At 72.6% G+C, this 16,906-nt stretch carries 16 protein-coding genes; 12 read left to right on the top strand and 4 right to left on the bottom strand.

The window, feature by feature from the left end; translation table 11 throughout:
• The first annotated feature begins 20 nt into the window (after positions 1-20).
• The 4 genes from AB0I16_RS06355 (at position 21) to AB0I16_RS06370 (ending at position 5,406) form a co-directional block, all read left to right on the top strand.
• Positions 21-1,379, top strand: coding sequence for an aspartate aminotransferase family protein (locus AB0I16_RS06355; protein WP_363248155.1), 1,359 nt, complete (start codon positions 21-23; stop codon positions 1,377-1,379).
• 177 nt (positions 1,380-1,556) lie between these two features.
• A complete protein-coding gene (locus AB0I16_RS06360) occupies positions 1,557-2,255 on the top strand; it encodes a GntR family transcriptional regulator (RefSeq protein ID WP_363248156.1) in 699 nt (232 codons plus the stop codon).
• Positions 2,252-4,657, top strand: a complete 2,406-nt coding sequence (locus AB0I16_RS06365) for a dolichyl-phosphate beta-glucosyltransferase (RefSeq protein ID WP_363248157.1) — start codon at positions 2,252-2,254, stop codon at positions 4,655-4,657. Before AB0I16_RS06360 ends, AB0I16_RS06365 begins: the two co-directional genes overlap by 4 nt.
• Before the next feature lie 98 nt (positions 4,658-4,755).
• The gene (locus AB0I16_RS06370; RefSeq protein ID WP_363248158.1) at positions 4,756-5,406 is read left to right on the top strand and encodes a hypothetical protein; all 651 of its coding nucleotides are present in this window, start codon (positions 4,756-4,758) and stop codon (positions 5,404-5,406) included.
• A 17-nt stretch (positions 5,407-5,423) separates the two neighbouring features.
• Here the strand turns inward: AB0I16_RS06370 and AB0I16_RS06375 are convergent, their stop codons facing one another.
• Entirely contained in the window at positions 5,424-6,182 is a 759-nt protein-coding gene (locus AB0I16_RS06375) for an SLATT domain-containing protein (protein ID WP_363248159.1), read from the bottom strand.
• Positions 6,183-6,484: 302 nt separating this feature from the next.
• Here AB0I16_RS06375 and AB0I16_RS06380 point away from each other — a divergent pair, with 302 nt between their 5' ends.
• The 7 genes from AB0I16_RS06380 to AB0I16_RS06410 all read left to right on the top strand — a co-directional run bounded on the left by AB0I16_RS06380 (position 6,485) and on the right by AB0I16_RS06410 (position 13,071).
• Positions 6,485-6,826 carry a YbaB/EbfC family nucleoid-associated protein gene (locus AB0I16_RS06380; RefSeq protein WP_363248354.1) on the top strand — a complete coding sequence of 114 codons (342 nt, stop codon included), beginning with the start codon at positions 6,485-6,487 and terminating at the stop codon, positions 6,824-6,826.
• A gap of 66 nt (positions 6,827-6,892) precedes the next feature.
• Complete coding sequence (gene recR, locus AB0I16_RS06385) at positions 6,893-7,492, top strand: recombination mediator RecR (RefSeq protein WP_363248160.1); 600 nt, start codon at positions 6,893-6,895, stop codon at positions 7,490-7,492.
• Positions 7,485-8,144, top strand: a complete 660-nt coding sequence (locus AB0I16_RS06390; RefSeq protein ID WP_363248161.1) for a DUF5063 domain-containing protein — start codon at positions 7,485-7,487, stop codon at positions 8,142-8,144. The genes recR and AB0I16_RS06390 overlap by 8 nt, the downstream gene beginning before the upstream one ends.
• A 252-nt stretch (positions 8,145-8,396) precedes the next feature.
• Entirely contained in the window at positions 8,397-9,677 is a 1,281-nt protein-coding gene (locus AB0I16_RS06395) for an aspartate kinase (RefSeq protein ID WP_363248162.1), read from the top strand.
• Positions 9,674-10,729: an aspartate-semialdehyde dehydrogenase gene (locus tag AB0I16_RS06400; protein WP_363248163.1), complete on the top strand. Its 1,056-nt coding sequence runs from the start codon at positions 9,674-9,676 to the stop codon at positions 10,727-10,729. The genes AB0I16_RS06395 and AB0I16_RS06400 overlap by 4 nt, the downstream gene beginning before the upstream one ends.
• Before the next feature lie 327 nt (positions 10,730-11,056).
• The gene (locus AB0I16_RS06405; protein ID WP_198503251.1) at positions 11,057-11,719 is read left to right on the top strand and encodes a SigE family RNA polymerase sigma factor; all 663 of its coding nucleotides are present in this window, start codon (positions 11,057-11,059) and stop codon (positions 11,717-11,719) included.
• Positions 11,716-13,071, top strand: a complete 1,356-nt coding sequence (locus tag AB0I16_RS06410) for a hypothetical protein (protein ID WP_363248164.1) — start codon at positions 11,716-11,718, stop codon at positions 13,069-13,071. The genes AB0I16_RS06405 and AB0I16_RS06410 overlap by 4 nt, the downstream gene beginning before the upstream one ends.
• Before the next feature lie 61 nt (positions 13,072-13,132).
• Here AB0I16_RS06410 and AB0I16_RS06415 read toward each other — a convergent pair whose 3' ends face one another.
• From AB0I16_RS06415 to AB0I16_RS06425, 3 genes are all read right to left on the bottom strand, one after another.
• Entirely contained in the window at positions 13,133-13,942 is an 810-nt protein-coding gene (locus tag AB0I16_RS06415) for an SURF1 family protein (RefSeq protein WP_363248165.1), read from the bottom strand.
• A gap of 78 nt (positions 13,943-14,020) precedes the next feature.
• Entirely contained in the window at positions 14,021-15,853 is a 1,833-nt protein-coding gene (locus AB0I16_RS06420) for a prolyl oligopeptidase family serine peptidase (RefSeq protein WP_363248166.1), read from the bottom strand.
• 103 nt (positions 15,854-15,956) lie between these two features.
• A complete protein-coding gene (locus tag AB0I16_RS06425; RefSeq protein WP_363248167.1) occupies positions 15,957-16,490 on the bottom strand; it encodes a hypothetical protein in 534 nt (177 codons plus the stop codon).
• A gap of 211 nt (positions 16,491-16,701) precedes the next feature.
• Between AB0I16_RS06425 and AB0I16_RS06430 the strand changes: the two genes are divergently transcribed.
• Positions 16,702-16,902: a hypothetical protein gene (locus AB0I16_RS06430; protein ID WP_363248168.1), complete on the top strand. Its 201-nt coding sequence runs from the start codon at positions 16,702-16,704 to the stop codon at positions 16,900-16,902.
• Positions 16,903-16,906: the final 4 nt, after the last annotated feature.

Consider the following 16,906-nt stretch of genomic DNA (forward strand, 5'->3'; position numbering starts at 1 on the left):
GGACATCTACCCTCGGCCCCATGACCCCTCAGCCGAATCCCCAGGTCGGCGCCGCCGTGAAGGCCGCGGACCGCGCACATGTCTTCCACTCCTGGTCCGCACAGGAGCTCATCGATCCGCCGGCCGTCGCCGGCGCCGAGGGCTCCCACTTCTGGGACTACGACGGGAACCGCTACCTCGACTTCACCAGCGGCCTCGTCTTCACCAACATCGGCTACCAGCACCCGAAGGTCGTCGCCGCGATCCAGGAGCAGGCCGCGACGATGACGACGTTCGCGCCCGCCTACGCCGTCGAGGCCCGCTCGGAGGCCGCACGCCTCATAGCCGAGCGGACCCCCGGCGACCTGGACAAGATCTTCTTCACCAACGGTGGCGCCGACGCCGTCGAGCACGCCGTCCGCATGGCCCGGCTGCACACGGGCCGCCCCAAGGTCCTCTCCGCGTACCGCTCGTACCACGGCGGCACCGAGCAGGCCATCAACATCACCGGCGACCCGCGCCGCTGGGCCTCCGACAGCGGCTCGGCGGGCGTCGTCCACTTCTGGGCGCCGTTCCTGTACCGCTCCCGTTTCTACGCGGAGAACGAGCGGCAGGAGTGCGAGCGGGCCCTGCGGCACCTGGAGGACACGATCGTCTTCGAGGGCCCGCAGACCGTGGCGGCGATCATCCTGGAGACCATCCCGGGCACCGCGGGCATCATGGTCCCGCCGCCCGGCTACCTCGCCGGCGTCCGCGAGATCTGCGACCGCCACGGCATCGTCTTCATCCTGGACGAGGTCATGGCGGGCTTCGGGCGGACCGGCGAGTGGTTCGCCGTGGACCACTTCGAGGGCGTCGTGCCGGACCTGATGACCTTCGCCAAGGGGGTCAACTCCGGTTACGTGCCGCTGGGCGGCGTCGCGATCTCCGCGGCCGTGGCGGAGACCTTCGCCCGGCGGCCCTACCCGGGCGGTCTGACGTACTCGGGGCACCCGCTGGCCTGCGGGGCGGCGGTCGCCACGATCCGGGTGATGGAGGAGGAGGGCATCGTCGAGCAGGCGGCCCGCCTCGGCGCGGAGGTCATCGGCCCCGGCCTCGCCGAGCTGGCCGAGCGCCACCCGAGCGTCGGCGAGGTGCGCGGCATGGGCATGTTCTGGGCGCTGGACCTGGTCAAGAACAGGGAGACCAGGGAGCCGCTGGTGCCCTACAACGCCACGGGTGAGGCGAACGCCCCCATGGCGGCGTTCGGCGCGGCGGCGAGGAAGCGCGGCCTCTGGCCCTTCATCAACATGAACCGCACGCACGTGGTCCCCCCGTGCAACATCACGGCCTCCGAGGCGAAGGAGGGCCTCGCGGCCCTGGACGCGGCACTGACGGAGGCGGACGCGTACGTGTCGTGACCTGAGGCGGAGCCGGGGGCACCCCACGGGCCCCCGGCGCACCGCGAAACCGCCCCCGGGCGGGCCACCGCGTAGGGTGACGTGCTCGAAAGCAATCCGAAGCTGTCCGAGTGCGCCGGAAAACGACCACGCCGGCACGTCCGGCCAGGCGCCCACGCCAGGGGGAGGCCCCAACCCATGCCCGGAAGCGACGGCCCCGCCGTCATCCGCAGCACGCTGCGCCAGCAGATCGCCGACGCCCTCCGCGACGAGGTCCTCGGCGGCAGACTGGAGCCGGGCCAGGAGTTCACGGTCAAGGAGATCGCGGAGCAGTACGGCGTCTCCGCGACCCCCGTCCGCGAGGCCCTGGTGAACCTCACGGCCCAGGGCCTCCTGGACGCCGACCAGCACCGCGGCTACCGCGTCCACGAGCACACCCTCGCCGACTACCGGTCCCTGCTGGAGGCCCGCGGCCTCATCGCGGACGGCATCTTCCGCGAGGTCGCGGAGCACGGCCCGCCCCGCGAGGGCATGCGCGACGCCCTGGTCTCCGTGCGCCGCCGCGGCGAGGAGGCGTCCCGCGCCGCCTGCGCCGGCGACCTGAACGTCCTGATCGGCTACGACCTCCGCTTCTGGCGCGAGCTGAGCGCCCTCTTCGGCAACCCCTACCTCTCCGAGTTCCTGCACCGCCTGCGCGTGAAGTCCTGGGCCTGCGCCGTCACGCACCTGCGCCGCTGGAGCGAGAGCGACGGCGGCGACCTGCGCGGCGCCCTCTGGTCGCGGCACACCGAACTCGTCGACGCCCTGGTCCGCCACGACCCGTGCGGGGCCCACGAGATCGTCGCGGAGTACAACGCGCACTCCCTCTCCCTCATCGAGCGACTGGCCACCGCATGAGCGTCGACCTGACGGTCGTGATCCCCGCGTACAACGAGGAGCAGCGGCTCGGCCCCACCCTGGACGCGGTCCGGGACCACCTGGAGAAGACGTACCGCGGCGAGTGGGAGCTGATCGTCGTCGACGACGGCTCCACCGACCGCACCGCGGAGATCGCCGCCGCCGCCGCCGCGGCGGACCCCCGCGTCCAGCTCCTGAGCGGCGACCGCAACCGCGGCAAGGGCCACGCGCTGCGCGAGGGCGTCCTCGCCTCGTACGGCCGCCGCGTCCTGGTCACCGACGCCGACCTCGCGGCGCCCATAGACGAGCTCGACCGCCTCGACAAGGCGCTGGCCGACGGCCACACCGCGGCGATCGGCTCCCGTGCCCGGCCCGGCGCCACCATCGGCGCCCACCAGCACCGCCTGCGCGAGCTGCTCGGCCGCAGCGGCAACTTCCTCATACGCTCGGTCGCCGTCCCCGGCATCCGCGACACCCAGTGCGGATTCAAGCTCTTCGACGGCGACCGCGCCCGCGAGGCGTTCGCCGCGTCCCGGCTGAGCGGCTGGGGCATAGACGTCGAGATACTGGAGTACTTCCGCCGGGCGGGCTGGCCCGTCGCCGAGGTGCCGGTGCGCTGGTCCCACCAGGAGGGCTCGAAGGTCCGCCCGCTGGACTACGTACGGGTCCTCGCCGAGCTGACGGCGCTCAAGGCCCGCGCGATCCGCGGCGCCGACATCCGCGCGGCCCTGTTCTTCCTGGTCTTCGCGGTCGTCCTGTACGCGGAGCGCTGGGTGGCGCCCGGCCACCGCTACATCCCGGACGCGCTCCAGGACCAGAACCAGTGGGAGTGGTTCTTCGCGGTGACGGCCGACAACGTCCGCCACCTGGACAACCCGCTGTTCACGACCCTCCAGAACTTCCCCGACGGCGTGAACCTCATGGCCAACACGGTCATGCTCGGCCTCTCCGTCCCCCTGGCCCCCGTGACCTGGCTCCTCGGCCCCGCGGTCGCCCTGAACGTGGCGATGACGGGCGGCCTGGCCGCCACCGCGTTCGCCTGGTACCGGCTCATCGTGAAGCGGCTCGTCGCGCACCGGGGCGCCGCCGCCGTCGGCGCGGCCCTCGCCGCGTTCGCGCCCCCGATGATCAGCCACGCCAACGCCCACCCGAACTTCATCGTCCTGTTCATGATCCCGCCGATCATCGACAGGGCGCTGCGGCTCTGCGAGGGCACCCGTGTCGTGCGGGACGGCGTGGTCCTCGGGCTCTTCACGGCCTACCAGATCTTCCTGGGCGAGGAGCCGCTGCTGCTCGCCGCGCTCGGCATGCTGGTCTTCGCCGTCGCGTACGCGGCCGTCCGCCGTGACGTGGCACGGACCGCCTGGCGCCCGCTCGCCCGCGGCCTCGGCATCGCCCTCGCGGTCACGCTCCCGCTGGTCGCCTTCCCCCTCTACTGGCAGTTCTTCGGGCCGCAGAGCTACAAGAGCGTGCTGCACGGCGACAACGCGGGCAACAGCCCGCTGGCGTTCATCTCCTTCGCCGAGCGCTCCCTCGCGGGCAGTGAGCGGAGCGTGGACGGCCTGGCCATGAACCCCACCGAGCACAACGCCTTCTACGGCTGGCCGCTGCTCCTGCTGGCCTTCGCGATCGTCGTACGCATGTGGGACCGCGCGGTGGTCAAGGCGCTGGCGTGCACGGTGGCCGGGGCGGCGCTCCTGTCGCTGGGCCTGAAGTTCCGCGTCCCGCTGACGGACGTCGTGCTGCCGGGCCCCTGGGCGGCGCTCGCGGACCGCCCGCTCTTCGAGTCCGTCATCGAGTCGCGCGTGGCGATGGTGTGCGCCCCCGCCCTCGGCATGCTCCTCGCCCTGGCCCTCGCCCGCCTGCCCGGCGCCCCGCGCCCCCGCGTGTTCGCGGGCGTGGGCGCCACGGTCCTCGCGCTGCTGCCGATCGTGCCCGCGCCGCTCGACGCCGTGGACCGGATCGACGTACCGCCGTTCGTCGCGGACGGCACCTGGCGGACGTACCTGGGCGAGGACGAGACCCTCGTACCGATCCCGGTGCCCGACCCCGGCAACGCCGAGGGCCTGCACTGGCAGACCACCGCGGGCCTGGGCTTCCGCCTCCCCGGCGGCTACTTCAACGGCCCCTGGGGACCGGACCGCGTCGGCATCTACGGTCCCTCGCCCCGCCACACCTCCAACCTGCTGCGCGAGGTGCGCGACGAGGGCCGCGTCCCGCGGATCACCCCGGCCTGGCGTGCGGCGGCCCGCGAGGACCTGCGGTTCTGGAAGGCGGGCGTCCTCGTCCTGGCCCCGCAGCAGCACGACGGCCAATTGCGCACCACCGTGGAGAAGCTCGTCGGCAGCCGGGGGAAGTGGGTCGGCGGCGCCTGGGTATGGGATCTGCACGAGGGCAGCTAGCGGACCCGGGCCCGACTACGCTGCCTGCACGCACGTACGCGTACGCACGCACGCGAGGCACCGCTCCCTGACCCGACTCTCGATCCGAGGAGACCTACTTGGCCTGCGACCTGTGGCTGGTCCCGCTCGTCGACGTGTTGTGCCACAGCCCCGACAACCCCTTCGCGGAAGAGCTCGCCGTCTACGACAAGGCGCTGAACCAGGCCGGCCACCCGTCCGTCCCCGTCTTCTCGTACATGCCGGGCCTCTCCGGCGACGTGGCACCGGTCGCCGGCTTCGACTACGACGCGCTGCACTTCCTGCGCCGCGCGTACCTGCTCCGGCTCTGCGGCCTTGAGGTCACGCCGGTCGACGAGCTAGGCGGCGACTACGGACAGCTCCTGGAGATGTTCGACGCCACCGCCCAGCAGTCGCACCTGGTCTGGCACTACGACCACGCGGGCGCGTACGTCCCCGTGGACTTCCCCGCCCCGCTCTCCAACGACGAGCTGCTCGCGGGCGGCGGCCCGCTGGGCTCCTCCCAGGCGCTCCTGCGCGAGCTGGAGTTCGTGGCCCCGGCCATCGGCATCGACCCCGCGAACCCGCCGCCGGCCCCCAGGCCCCCCTCGGCCCCGACCTCCCTGGAGGAACCCGCGGCGCCGTCCCCGCCGGACGAGAGTCCCTTCGCCCGCGAGCGCCACGTCTGGCTCGGCCTGCACGCGGCGACGACCCGGAGCCTGGCGCAGGGCTCGATGATCATCTACAGCTGATCCGCGGCGCCGGAGTCCTACCTGGGCTCCGGCGGCCGCTGCCGGGGCATGTTCGGCCGGGCGCCCGGCGGCAGCGGAATCCGGCCGGGCGCGGCGGGTGCCTGGGCGGGTCCGGGGACCATGGCCTGCATGCCCAGCGGCACGGGACCCGCCCGGAACTCCACCATCCAGTCGGACGTCTCCGTCCGCACCAGCTCGGTCACGTCCTCGCAGAACCTCCGCAGCACCAGCAGACAGCGCTCGGCGGCGTCGCCCGCGGTCCCCTCCGTGGGCCCGAGCACCTCGCGCACGCTCTCCGCCGCCCAGTCGAACTGCAGGGCCTGCAGCCGCCGCTGCACGGCCTGCGCGGTCGCCACGTCCCGCATCCAGCCGGAGGTGAGCCCGAAGAAGCGGTCACACCCCACACAGGCCGCCCCGCCGAGGAGCGCCACGAACCCCCAGGTGGCCACCCCGGGCACGGCCCCCGCCAGGTCGAGCAGCGGGAGCACCCCCGCGCCCACCGCGCCGAGCGCCGCCCCGCCCCGCAGCAGCCGGGCCCCGCGCCGCTTCCGCCCCCGGTCGGTGAGATACCACTCGGCGGTGTCGAGGGCGCCGCGCTCCACCCACCGGTACAGCTCGTCGAGCCGCGCGGCGGGCTCGCCCCAGTCGCCGATGGGCAGTGCCCGGCCGGTCAGATCCCCGGGGTGCCGGGCACCGGCCCCGGCACCCGTGCCCGCCCCCTGCCCGCCCCGGCCCTCGGGGGGCACCCCCTCGGGACGCATCTCCGGCTGGCTCACCCGGCACTCCTCTACGAGATCCCTGACTGTTCGCCGCGGCCCGTTCGCTGCGGCGCCGCAGCGAATCCGTGCCGCTGCGCAGGCTGACGCGGAGCATCAGTACTACCGCCCAATGGGTGGCCATCAGCCCGCTTTCCCGGCTTTTCCGCCCGGATGGGGCCCTTGATCAGGTATAGGAAGACGCTCCGTCTCACTCGAAAGAGTGCCGGGGCGTTGCCTCCTCGGACCACGTAGGCTCGTTTCCAGCGGAAACCCCGCTCCGAGCACCCGTTGATCGAACCGTGAGAACCCAGGAGCTGATCGTGATCCCCGGTGGTGGCCAGCCCAACATGCAGCAGCTGCTCCAGCAGGCCCAGAAGATGCAGCAGGACCTCGCGACCGCGCAGGAGGAGCTCGGCCGTACGGAGGTCGAGGGCCAGGCGGGCGGCGGCCTCGTCAAGGCGACGGTCACCGGCTCCGGCGAGCTGCGCGGCCTGGTGATCGACCCCAAGGCGGTCGACCCCGAGGACACCGAGACGCTGGCGGACCTCGTGGTCGCGGCGGTCCAGGCGGCCAACGAGAACGCGCACGCGCTCCAGCAGGAGAAGCTGGGTCCGCTGGCGCAGGGCCTGGGCGGCGGCGGCATCCCGGGGCTTCCCTTCTAAGAACCCACCCGGCCGACTACCGTACGTATCAGGCAGGACCGGCAGTACCCCCAGAGAGGCGTTCCGTTGTACGAAGGCGTGGTCCAGGACCTCATCGACGAGTTGGGCAGGCTGCCCGGCGTCGGTCCCAAGAGCGCGCAGCGGATCGCCTTCCACGTCCTTCAGGCGGAGCCCACGGACGTCCGGCGGCTCGCGCACGCCCTCCTGGAGGTGAAGGACAAGGTCCGCTTCTGCGCGACCTGTGGGAACGTCGCGCAGGAAGAGCTCTGCAACATCTGCCGCGACCCGCGCCGCGACCCCTCCGTCATCTGCGTGGTGGAGGAGCCGAAGGACGTGGTGGCGATCGAGCGTACGCGCGAGTTCCGGGGGAAGTACCACGTCCTCGGCGGCGCGATCAGCCCGATCGAGGGCGTGGGCCCGGACGACCTGCGCATACGGGAACTCTTGGCGCGCCTCGCCGACGGCACGGTCACGGAGCTGATCCTGGCCACGGACCCGAACCTGGAGGGCGAGGCGACGGCGACGTATCTGGCGCGCATGATCAAGCCCATGGGCCTGAAGGTCACCCGCCTGGCCAGCGGCCTCCCTGTCGGGGGAGATCTGGAATACGCGGACGAGGTCACCCTCGGCCGTGCTTTCGAGGGGAGACGACTCCTAGATGTCTGACGCCACGCTGAACACAGTGACCGACAACCCCGACGACTTCGCGGTGCAGATCTCCGACCAGGTCGCGAGCTTCATCGTCTCGGTCAGGGAGGTCGCGAAGGGCGACGAGCCGGACTCGGCCGTCCCCTTCCTCCTCCTGGAGGTCTCCCAGCTCCTCCTGGCCGGCGGCCGCCTCGGCGCGCACGAGGACATCGTCCCCGACGAGCGGTACGAACCGGATCTCGGCCCCGAGCAGGACGTCGACGACCTGCGCCAGCGCCTGGCCGCGCTGCTCGACCCGATCGACGTCTACTCCGAGGTCTTCGACCCGTACGAGCCCCGCAAGGCCCCGGTGCCCTGCCGCATCTCGGACGACCTGGCGGACGTCGTCGCCGACCTCGGCCACGGCCTGGCCCACTACCGCGCGGGCCGCACCACCGAGGCCCTGTGGTGGTGGCAGTTCTCCTACTTCTCGAACTGGGGCTCCACGGCCTCGGGCGCGCTGCGGGCCCTGCAGTCTTTGGTGGCCCACGTCCGCCTGAACCAGCCGCTGGAGGACCTCGACGGCCTGGACACGGACGAGGACCTCACGGAGGAGACCCTCGAAGAGGCGGCGGGCAGGGTCATGGCGGAGGAGATCGCGGGGCCGCTCGGCCTGCGGACGGTCAAGTAGCCCACAGCTCGGCCACCGGGTGCCCCGGCCCCCGGGCCCGGATGCTGTGACCCGCCCCACTTTCCGGAGTGCCGTGCCCCGGAACGGGCATGAGCCCAGCCGAGCGGCCGGGACGTACGCCCCGACCAGCGGGACGTATGCCGGGCCGATCAGAGCGTGAGCGGGACATCTCACTCCCTGATATGGGCGAGGCGGATTTCGGCCGCTCGTTAGACTGAGCCGACCGCACAACGGATTGAGCGAGGAGCGCACGTGGGCCTTGTCGTGCAGAAGTACGGAGGCTCCTCCGTAGCCGATGCCGAGGGCATCAAGCGGGTCGCCAAGAGGATCGTCGACGCCAAGAAGAACGGCCACCAGGTCGTTGTCGTGGTGTCGGCGATGGGCGACACGACGGATGAGTTGATCGATCTAGCCGGGCAGGTGTCTCCCATTCCCGCCGGGCGGGAATTCGACATGCTGCTGACCGCGGGTGAGCGGATCTCCATGGCGCTGCTCGCCATGGCGATCAAAAACCTGGGCCACGAGGCCCAGTCGTTCACCGGCAGCCAGGCCGGCGTCATCACCGACTCCGTCCACAACAAGGCGCGGATCATCGATGTCACCCCCGGGCGCATCAGGACCTCGATCGACGAGGGCAACATCGCCATCGTCGCCGGGTTCCAGGGCGTCAGCCAGGAGGGGAAGAACATCACCACCCTCGGGCGCGGTGGTTCGGACACGACGGCCGTCGCCCTCGCCGCCGCCCTCGACGCCGAGGTCTGCGAGATCTACACGGACGTGGACGGCGTGTTCACCGCCGACCCGCGTGTGGTCAAGAAGGCCCGGAAGATCGACTGGATCTCGTTCGAGGACATGCTGGAGCTCGCGAGCTCCGGGTCCAAGGTGCTGCTCCACCGCTGCGTGGAGTACGCCCGCCGCTACAACATCCCGATCCACGTGCGCTCGTCCTTCAGCGGTCTGCAGGGCACCTGGGTCAGCAACGAACCACACGCCGAGCAAGGAGCCTCCAAGGTGGAGCAGGCCATCATCTCCGGTGTCGCGCACGACACCTCCGAGGCCAAGGTCACGGTCGTCGGCGTGCCCGACAAGCCGGGCGAGGCCGCCGCGATCTTCCGCGCCATCGCGGACGCCGAGGTCAACATCGACATGGTCGTGCAGAACGTGTCGGCCGCCTCGACGGGCCTGACCGACATCTCCTTCACCCTGCCCAAGGCCGAGGGCCGCAAGGCCATCGACGCCCTGGAGAAGACGCGGTCGGCCATCGGCTTCGACTCGCTCCGCTACGACGACCAGATCGCCAAGATCTCGCTCGTCGGGGCCGGCATGAAGACCAACCCCGGCGTCACCGCGACCTTCTTCGAGGCGCTCAGCGACGCGGGCGTGAACATCGAGCTGATCTCGACCTCCGAGATCCGCATCTCGGTCGTCACCCGCGCCGACGACGTGAACGAAGCCGTCCGCGCCGTGCACACCGCCTTCGGGCTCGACTCCGACACGGACGAGGCCGTGGTCTATGGAGGCACCGGCCGATGAGCCGTAAGCCGACGCTCGCGGTCGTCGGAGCGACCGGGGCCGTCGGCACGGTGATGCTCCAGATCCTGTCGCAGCACGCCGACATCTGGGGCGAGATCCGCCTCGTCGCCTCGCCGCGCTCGGCCGGCCGCAAGCTGGCCGTGCGCGGCGAGGAGGTCGAGGTCCACGCCCTGGCGGAGGACGTCTTCGACGGGGTCGACGTCGCCATGTTCGACGTACCCGACGAGGTGGCCGCCCAGTGGGCGCCGGTCGCCGCGTCCAAGGGCGTGGTCGTGGTCGACAACTCCGCGGCGTTCCGGATGGACCCGGACGTGCCGCTCGTCGTGCCCGAGGTCAACCCGCACGCCGCGCGCGTGCGGCCGCGCGGCATCGTCGCCAACCCCAACTGCACGACGCTCTCGATGATCGTGGCCGTCGGCGCGCTGCACGCCGAGTTCGGCCTGCGCGAGCTGATCGTCTCCTCGTACCAGGCCGTGAGCGGCGCCGGACGCGACGGCGTGGAGACCCTGCGCCGGCAGATCAAGCTGGTCGCGGGCAGCGAGCTGGGCACCAGCCCCGGGGACGTGCGCAGGGCCGTCGGCGACGACACGGGCCCCTTCCCCGAGCCCGTGGCGCTGAACGTGGTGCCGTGGGCCGGGTCCCTGAAGGACGACGGCTGGTCGTCGGAGGAGATGAAGGTACGGGACGAGTCGCGGAAGATCCTCGGGCTCCCCGGGCTCCGCGTCGCGGCCACCTGCGTCCGCGTGCCCGTCGTCACCACGCACTCCCTGACCGTCCACGCCCGCTTCGAGGACGAGGTGACGGTCGACCGCGCGCGCGAGATCCTCGCCACCGCGCCGGGCGTCGTCCTGTTCGACAACCCGGCGGCGGGGGAGTTCCCGACCCCGGCCGACGTGGTCGGGACCGATCCGACCTGGGTCGGCAGGGTGCGGCGCTCCCTGGACGACCCGACGGCGCTCGAACTCTTCGTGTGCGGCGACAACCTGCGCAAGGGCGCCGCCCTGAACACCGCCCAGATCGCGGAGCTCGTGGCCAAGGAGTTCACGGCCTGACCTGCCCGTGGGGACGCCCCAGCGCGTGGGCCTTTGTGGGATCTGTGTAAGTTCTGTGTCCAACTCGGTGTTGTGGCGCCTTGCCCTGGATCAGTCCGGCGTTCGAAGATTCGCGTGCGATCACTGCAACCGGCAGCGGGGCGGGGGGCGTCTTTAGCGATCGCCTTCGAGGTGTGTCGTGAACGCCGCAGGTAAATGGGGCATAGGGGAAGAGCTGGTACGCATGGGGGCATTTAATGCATCGTCACGAGCGATGCCCGCGCGACTCGCCGCAAACGCGACGCCGGATGCGTACAACCCTGACTGGGGGAAGCGTGTCCAACAAGCGTGGCAGAGGTACTCGACTTCACAGCGGTACAGGCGAGAGGCGCGGCGGCGCTGCGCCCCCCTCGGCGTGCCCGCGCGGCCGGCGGCATGCCGGTGATCGCGCCCATGCCCGCAGCGCGGCCCGCCCGCATTCCGGCGCAGCGCGAGGGCGATGACTTGCGCGTGACCGCGGGCACCACCGTCGACCACCTCACCGAGACCTACCGCGCCCACTACAGGTCGCTGCTCGGTCTCGCCGCGCTGCTCCTGGACGACACGGCGTCCTGCGAGGACGTGGTGCAGGAGGCGTTCATCAGGGTCCACTCCGCGCGCAAGCGGGTGCGGGACCCCGAGAAGACGCTCGCCTACCTGCGGCAGACCGTCGTGAACCTCTCGCGGTCCGCGCTGCGGCGGCGCATCCTCGGGCTGAAGCTGCTCTCCAAGCCGATGCCCGACATGGCGAGCGCCGAGGAGGGCGCGTACGACCAGCTGGAGCGCGACGAGCTGATCAAGGCGATGCGCGGCCTCCAGCGGCGCCAGCGCGAGGTCCTCGTGCTGCGCTACTTCGCCGACATGACCGAGGCGCAGGTCGCCGAGACCCTGGGCATATCACTCGGCTCGGTGAAGGCGTACGGCTCGCGCGGCATCGCGGCGCTGAGGGTCGCCATGGAGGCGCCGGCATGAGTGAGCGTGAGCGGGACGAGCAAGGCGGATCCGAGCGGCATGGCAGGAACGGCAACGTGAACCACGGCCCCGACGAGACATCCGGCGGGACCGCCTCCGGGGGCGCGCCCGCGACCGAGAGCGGGGCCGGGCCCCGGGACGAGGCCGGAACCGAGCGGTCCCCGGCCGTTCCCGAGGGGGAGGGCGTCCCCGAGAAGGCCGCCTCCGAGAAGGCCGCAGCAGACCGGGCAGCCTCCGAGGAGGAGACCGGCTCCGAGGAGGAGACCGGCCCCGTCGAGCCGGTCCGCTCCCTGGAGAAGCTCATCGCCGCACGCGCACCCCGCTCGGGCCCCGCTCCCGCGGGCGAGGACCTCGGCGCCGACGAGCTGGCCCTGCGGCGGATGATGCGGCAGGCGGTCCAGGAGATCGAGCCGAGCGAGCGCTCCCTCGACCACCTGCGGCAGGCCGTACCGGCCCGCAGGGCCCGCAAGCGCCAGGCCGTCGTCGGCCTCGCCGCGGCCGCGCTCTTCATCGGCACCGCCGTCCCCGCCCTGGTGCACGTCACCAACGCGCGGGGCGAGGCCGACGACCGTCCCGCGATCGCGGGCAACAGCCAGGAGTCGCAGGGAGGCTCCGGCAGGAGCAAGGGCACCGAAGGCGCCGCGAAGGAGCCGGACAAGCGGCCCGACAAGTCCAAGAGCAAGGACAAGAAGCACAAGAAGGCCAAGAAGGAGGGCAAGGGCAAGGAAGGCTCGGGCGGCGGCGGCACGGGTTCGCCCGACCCCGGCACCTCCGAGGCCGCCACCTCGCCCGCCTGCTCCGCCGCCCAGCTCGCCGCCACCGGTGGCGCGGGCACGGGAGACGGCAAGAGCCCGGTCTACGGCAGCTTCCGGGTCTCCAACATCTCCGACAGCAGCTGCACGGTCGAGTCCGCGGGTGCGGTCTCCGTGACGGCGCAGGGCGCGGCCGACCCCGCCAGGGTCACCGTCGTCGACCACACGGCGGGCGACGCCGCGAGCCAGCTGCCGGACCCGTCCACGGAGGCGAGCCCGCTCGTGCTGCGGCCCGGCGCCGCGTACGAGGTGCGGTTCGCCTGGGTGCCCTCGGACACCTGCCCCATCGAGGGCGGTGGCGGCGAGCCCACCCCCGACCCGACGCCCTCCGAGGGCGGCGGCGGCACCACGGGCAGCCCGGACAGCGGCACGCCCGAGGGCGGCACGGAGCCGCAGCTCGTCCGGTCGGACGGCGGTGTGAAGGACGGCAGTGTCGTGGTCTCCCTGACCGCGGAGGCGGGCGCGCCGTCGGCGGGCACGACGGTCGCCAACGCGTGCGCGGGCACGGTGTACCGGACGGGCATCCTCCCCGCGTCCTGAGCCCCCGCTCCCGGCCTCCGGGGCCGGCCTCCCGCGCCGGGCTCTCGGGGCTCCGGGCTCCCTAGGCTCCCGGCTCCTGGGCCGCCCCGGTCCCCCGGTCCTCGGGAACCAGCCCGAGGCGGGTGTCGCGGGCGATCTCCGCCTCGCGGCGGAACAGCCGGAACCACATGAAGAGCACGAAGCCCGCGAAGACGAACCACTCGCCGGTGTAGCCCAGGTTCTGGAAGGCCTTGAGGTCGAGGCCGGTGTCGTTCGGCGCGGTCGCGGGCACGGCCTTCATCCCGGAGTCCGCGTCGGCGAGGGTGACCCACGCGTCGTACACGTCGTCGCGTACGAGGTTCACGAGCGAGGCCGAGCTGATCGCGCCGAGCTGCCCTCGGGGCAGGCCGCCCGCGGCGCTGACCCCGTTGGAGCCGGGGCTCTCGGAGGCCTGGAGGGCGCCCCGCACGGTGACCTCGCCCTTCGGGGCGGCGGGCGCCTCGGCGGTGTTCGCGTCACCGGGGAGCCAGCCGCGGACCACGGGGAGCGACTTCCCGCTGTCCGTGCGGAGGAGGGTGAGTACGTAGAAACCGCGCTCGTCGTCCACCTCCCGGTTCGGGACCAGGAGTTGCTCGCCGTACCGCCCGGTGGCCGTGGCCTGCAGGCCCGAGGTGTTCTTGTCGACGGGCAGCAGCGAGTCCAGGGGGCGGGGCCGGGAATCGGCGCCCGGCTTCTCGCGCGCCTCGGCCTGCCGCTCGGCGGACTCGTGGTCCTGTACGCGGTCCTCGAAGCGGCCGAGCTGCCAGGAGCCCATGAAGATGCAGAAGGGGATGGCCAGCACGACGAAGACGTTGATCCCCCACCAGCGGGGCGTCAGCAGGAACCGGTACACACCCCCACGGTACGGGGCCGCACGGGGCCCCCGGCCGTGGGGGTGCCCGTCCCTCCCCGCACCTCCGGCGGGGGCCGCTCAGCCGGCCGCGGGCGGCAGGTGCCGTGCGGCGAAGTCCAGCTCCAGGCGGATCTGCTTGATGCGCTCGTCGACGACCAGCGAGCCGTGGCCCGCGTCGTACCGGTAGACCTCGTGGACCGCGCCCCGCGCGGCGAGACGGTCCACGTAGTTGTCGATCTGGCGGATCGGGCAGCGGGGGTCGTTGACGCCCGCCGAGATGTACACCGGGGCCTTGACCTGGTCCACGTACGTCAGCGGCGAGGAGGCCGCGAAGCGCTCGGGGACCTCCTCCGGGGTGCCGCCGAGGAGCGTGCGGTCCATGGCCTTCAACGCCTCCATCTCGTCGTGGTACGCCGTCACGTAGTCCGCGACGGGGACCGCGGCGAGGCCGAGGGCCCAGGCGTCGGGCCGGGTGCCGAGGCCGAGCAGCGTGAGATAGCCGCCCCAGGAGCCGCCCGCGAGGATCAGGCGGTCGGGGTCGGCGAGGCCGGAGGTGACGGCCCACTCGCGGACGGCCGTGATGTCCTCCAGCTCGATGAGGCCCACGCGGTGCTTCAGGGCGTCGGTCCACTCCCTGCCGTACCCCGTCGAGCCGCGGTAGTTCACCCGCACCACCGCGTACCCGTGGTCGATCCAGGCCGCCGGTCCCGCCGCGAACGAGTCGCTGTCGTGCCAGGTGGGCCCGCCGTGCACCTCGAAGACGGTCGGCAGGGGGCCCGTGGCGCCCGCGGGCCGCTGGACGAGGGCGTGGATGCGGCCGCCGGGCCCCTCCACCCACACGTCCTCCACCGGGACGGACCCGGGGGCCTTCAGGCCGGGCGGGTCGAGGACCACACCGCCGGAGGTCGAGCGCACGACCGGCGGCTCGGCCGCCGACGACCACATGTACTCCACGGTGCCGTCCGGCCGGGCCGTGGCGCCCGTGACCGAGCCCGGGGGCGTGTCGACGCGCACCAGCTCCCGCGAGGCCAGGTCGTACCGGAACAGCTCGCCGCGGGCCTCGAAGCCGTGCGCGATCAGCAGCGCGGAGCCGTCCGGATACCACTCGGCGCTCACGTCGCCCGGCAGCCCGAGCGCGAGGTCGCTCTCCTCGCCCGACGCGATGTCCCAGACCATCGGCTCCCAGCGACCGCGCCGCTGGTGCCCGACGAGGAGCCGCGTGTCCCCGTCGACCGGCGCGAAGCCGAGGACTTCGAGACCCAGCTCGACGGTGCCGCCCCTGGTGTCGTCGAGCTCGGCGACGGTGGTGCCGTCCGGCCCGATCACGCGCAGCGCGGAGTGCATCGCGTCGCCGTGCTCCGTGTGCTCCACGGCGATCAGGGTGCCGTCGTGGGAGAGGTCGCCCACGCCCGCCGACTCCCGGTGGCGGTACACCTCGACCGGGCCCGCGTCCGGCGCGCCGGGGCGCACGACGTGGATCGTCGAGCCCTCCTCGTCCGTGGAGCGGCCGACGACCACCGTCTTGCCGTCCCTGCCGAGGGCGAGGCCCGCGGGGTACGAGGCGTCGAGGCCGGGGACCGCGGGCTCGTCGGGGCCGCCGGTGAAGGGCTGGCGCAGCCAGACGCCGAACTCGTCGCCGTCCTTGTCGTCGAACCACCAGATCCACTCGCCGTCGGGCGAGAGCACGCCGTCCGTCGTGCCGTTCGGCCGGTCGGTCACCTGGCGCTGGGCGCCCGTCTCCCTGTCCCAGGCATACAGCTCGTACGTCCCCGTCGCGTTCGACACGAACAGGGAGCGCTGCGGCGCGTCCTCCGCCCAGTCGGGCAGCGACACCCGTGGTGCCCTGAACCGCTTCTCCCAGTCCGGCATGGCTTGCGTCCCCGTGGCCTTCTCGGCACCCGTCTCGCTCATGCCCCCCATACTGCCTGGCGCCGCCCACGATCCGCCGGTGGGATTCCCCGGCCTGTGGACAACGTCCGGCACGCACCCCTCGCCCATGTGCTCCCCGAAGGCGTCACGGCAGCGGTGACGGCGGGCGCAGCCAGCCCTCGCGGCCGGGGTCGAACTCGCCGAGCTTCGTCCAGTCCCAGGACCGCAGCACCTCCCGGCCCAGGTCGTCGCCCCGCCGGATGACGGTGACGACGACGTCGGCGGTGTGCCGGGTCATGAGCAGCGTCCGCAGCCGTGTCGCGACGCCCGTCCTGCGCTGCGCGGGCGCCACCATCAGCTCGCCCAGGAGGAAGACCCGCCCCGATGCGGTCTGCTCCTGGATCCCGGCGGGCAGGATGCCGCGGAAGCCCTCCCACCATTCTCCGCCGCGGGCCGCCCGGTAGCCGTAGAGGCAGCCGACCAGGCCGCCGGCGGCGGCGACGACCATGTCGAAGTCGGGCTGCTGGACGTCGTGTTCGAAGCGTTCCAGGAAGCCCCGCCGGTCGCGGTCCCCGGCGTCGGCCGGCCGCCGGTAGGCCTCCACGTAGAGATCGGCCACCGCCTCGCGCTGCTGCTCGGCCTGCCAGCGGCTGAGCCGCCGCAGAAACACCTCGGCCATGTGTCCTCCCGCCCCGCCCCACTGAGGGCGTCTCCCCCCGCACCCGGACTCCGCATGGTGGCAGGGAGGAACGGCGAGGAGTAGGGGGCGGCGCCGGGACCGGCCCGCACACCCGTCATCGCTGACCCTTATGCCCTAATGGCACCGTTTCGTTCCACGCCGTGACAGGAACGAAGACGGAGACCCGACCCCCCACTCCCGACGAGGCACGATGGCTGACCGCACATCACCATGGCAGCGGCTCGGCGGCGTTCCGGCGAGCAGACAGCCCCCGGAGAACCGCGCCGACCCGATCTACGACGCCCTGCGCAGGCGCTGGAACGCGCAGGGGCGGACCGTTCCCGGCAGGCCCGATCCCGAGTGGAGAAGGCTCGTGGAGCGGGACCCCTGGAGCCGGGACCGCGACGAATAGCGGT

Origin of the sequence: Streptomyces sp. NPDC050703, assembly GCF_040654435.1 — a bacterium.
Classification (GTDB): domain Bacteria; phylum Actinomycetota; class Actinomycetes; order Streptomycetales; family Streptomycetaceae; genus Streptomyces.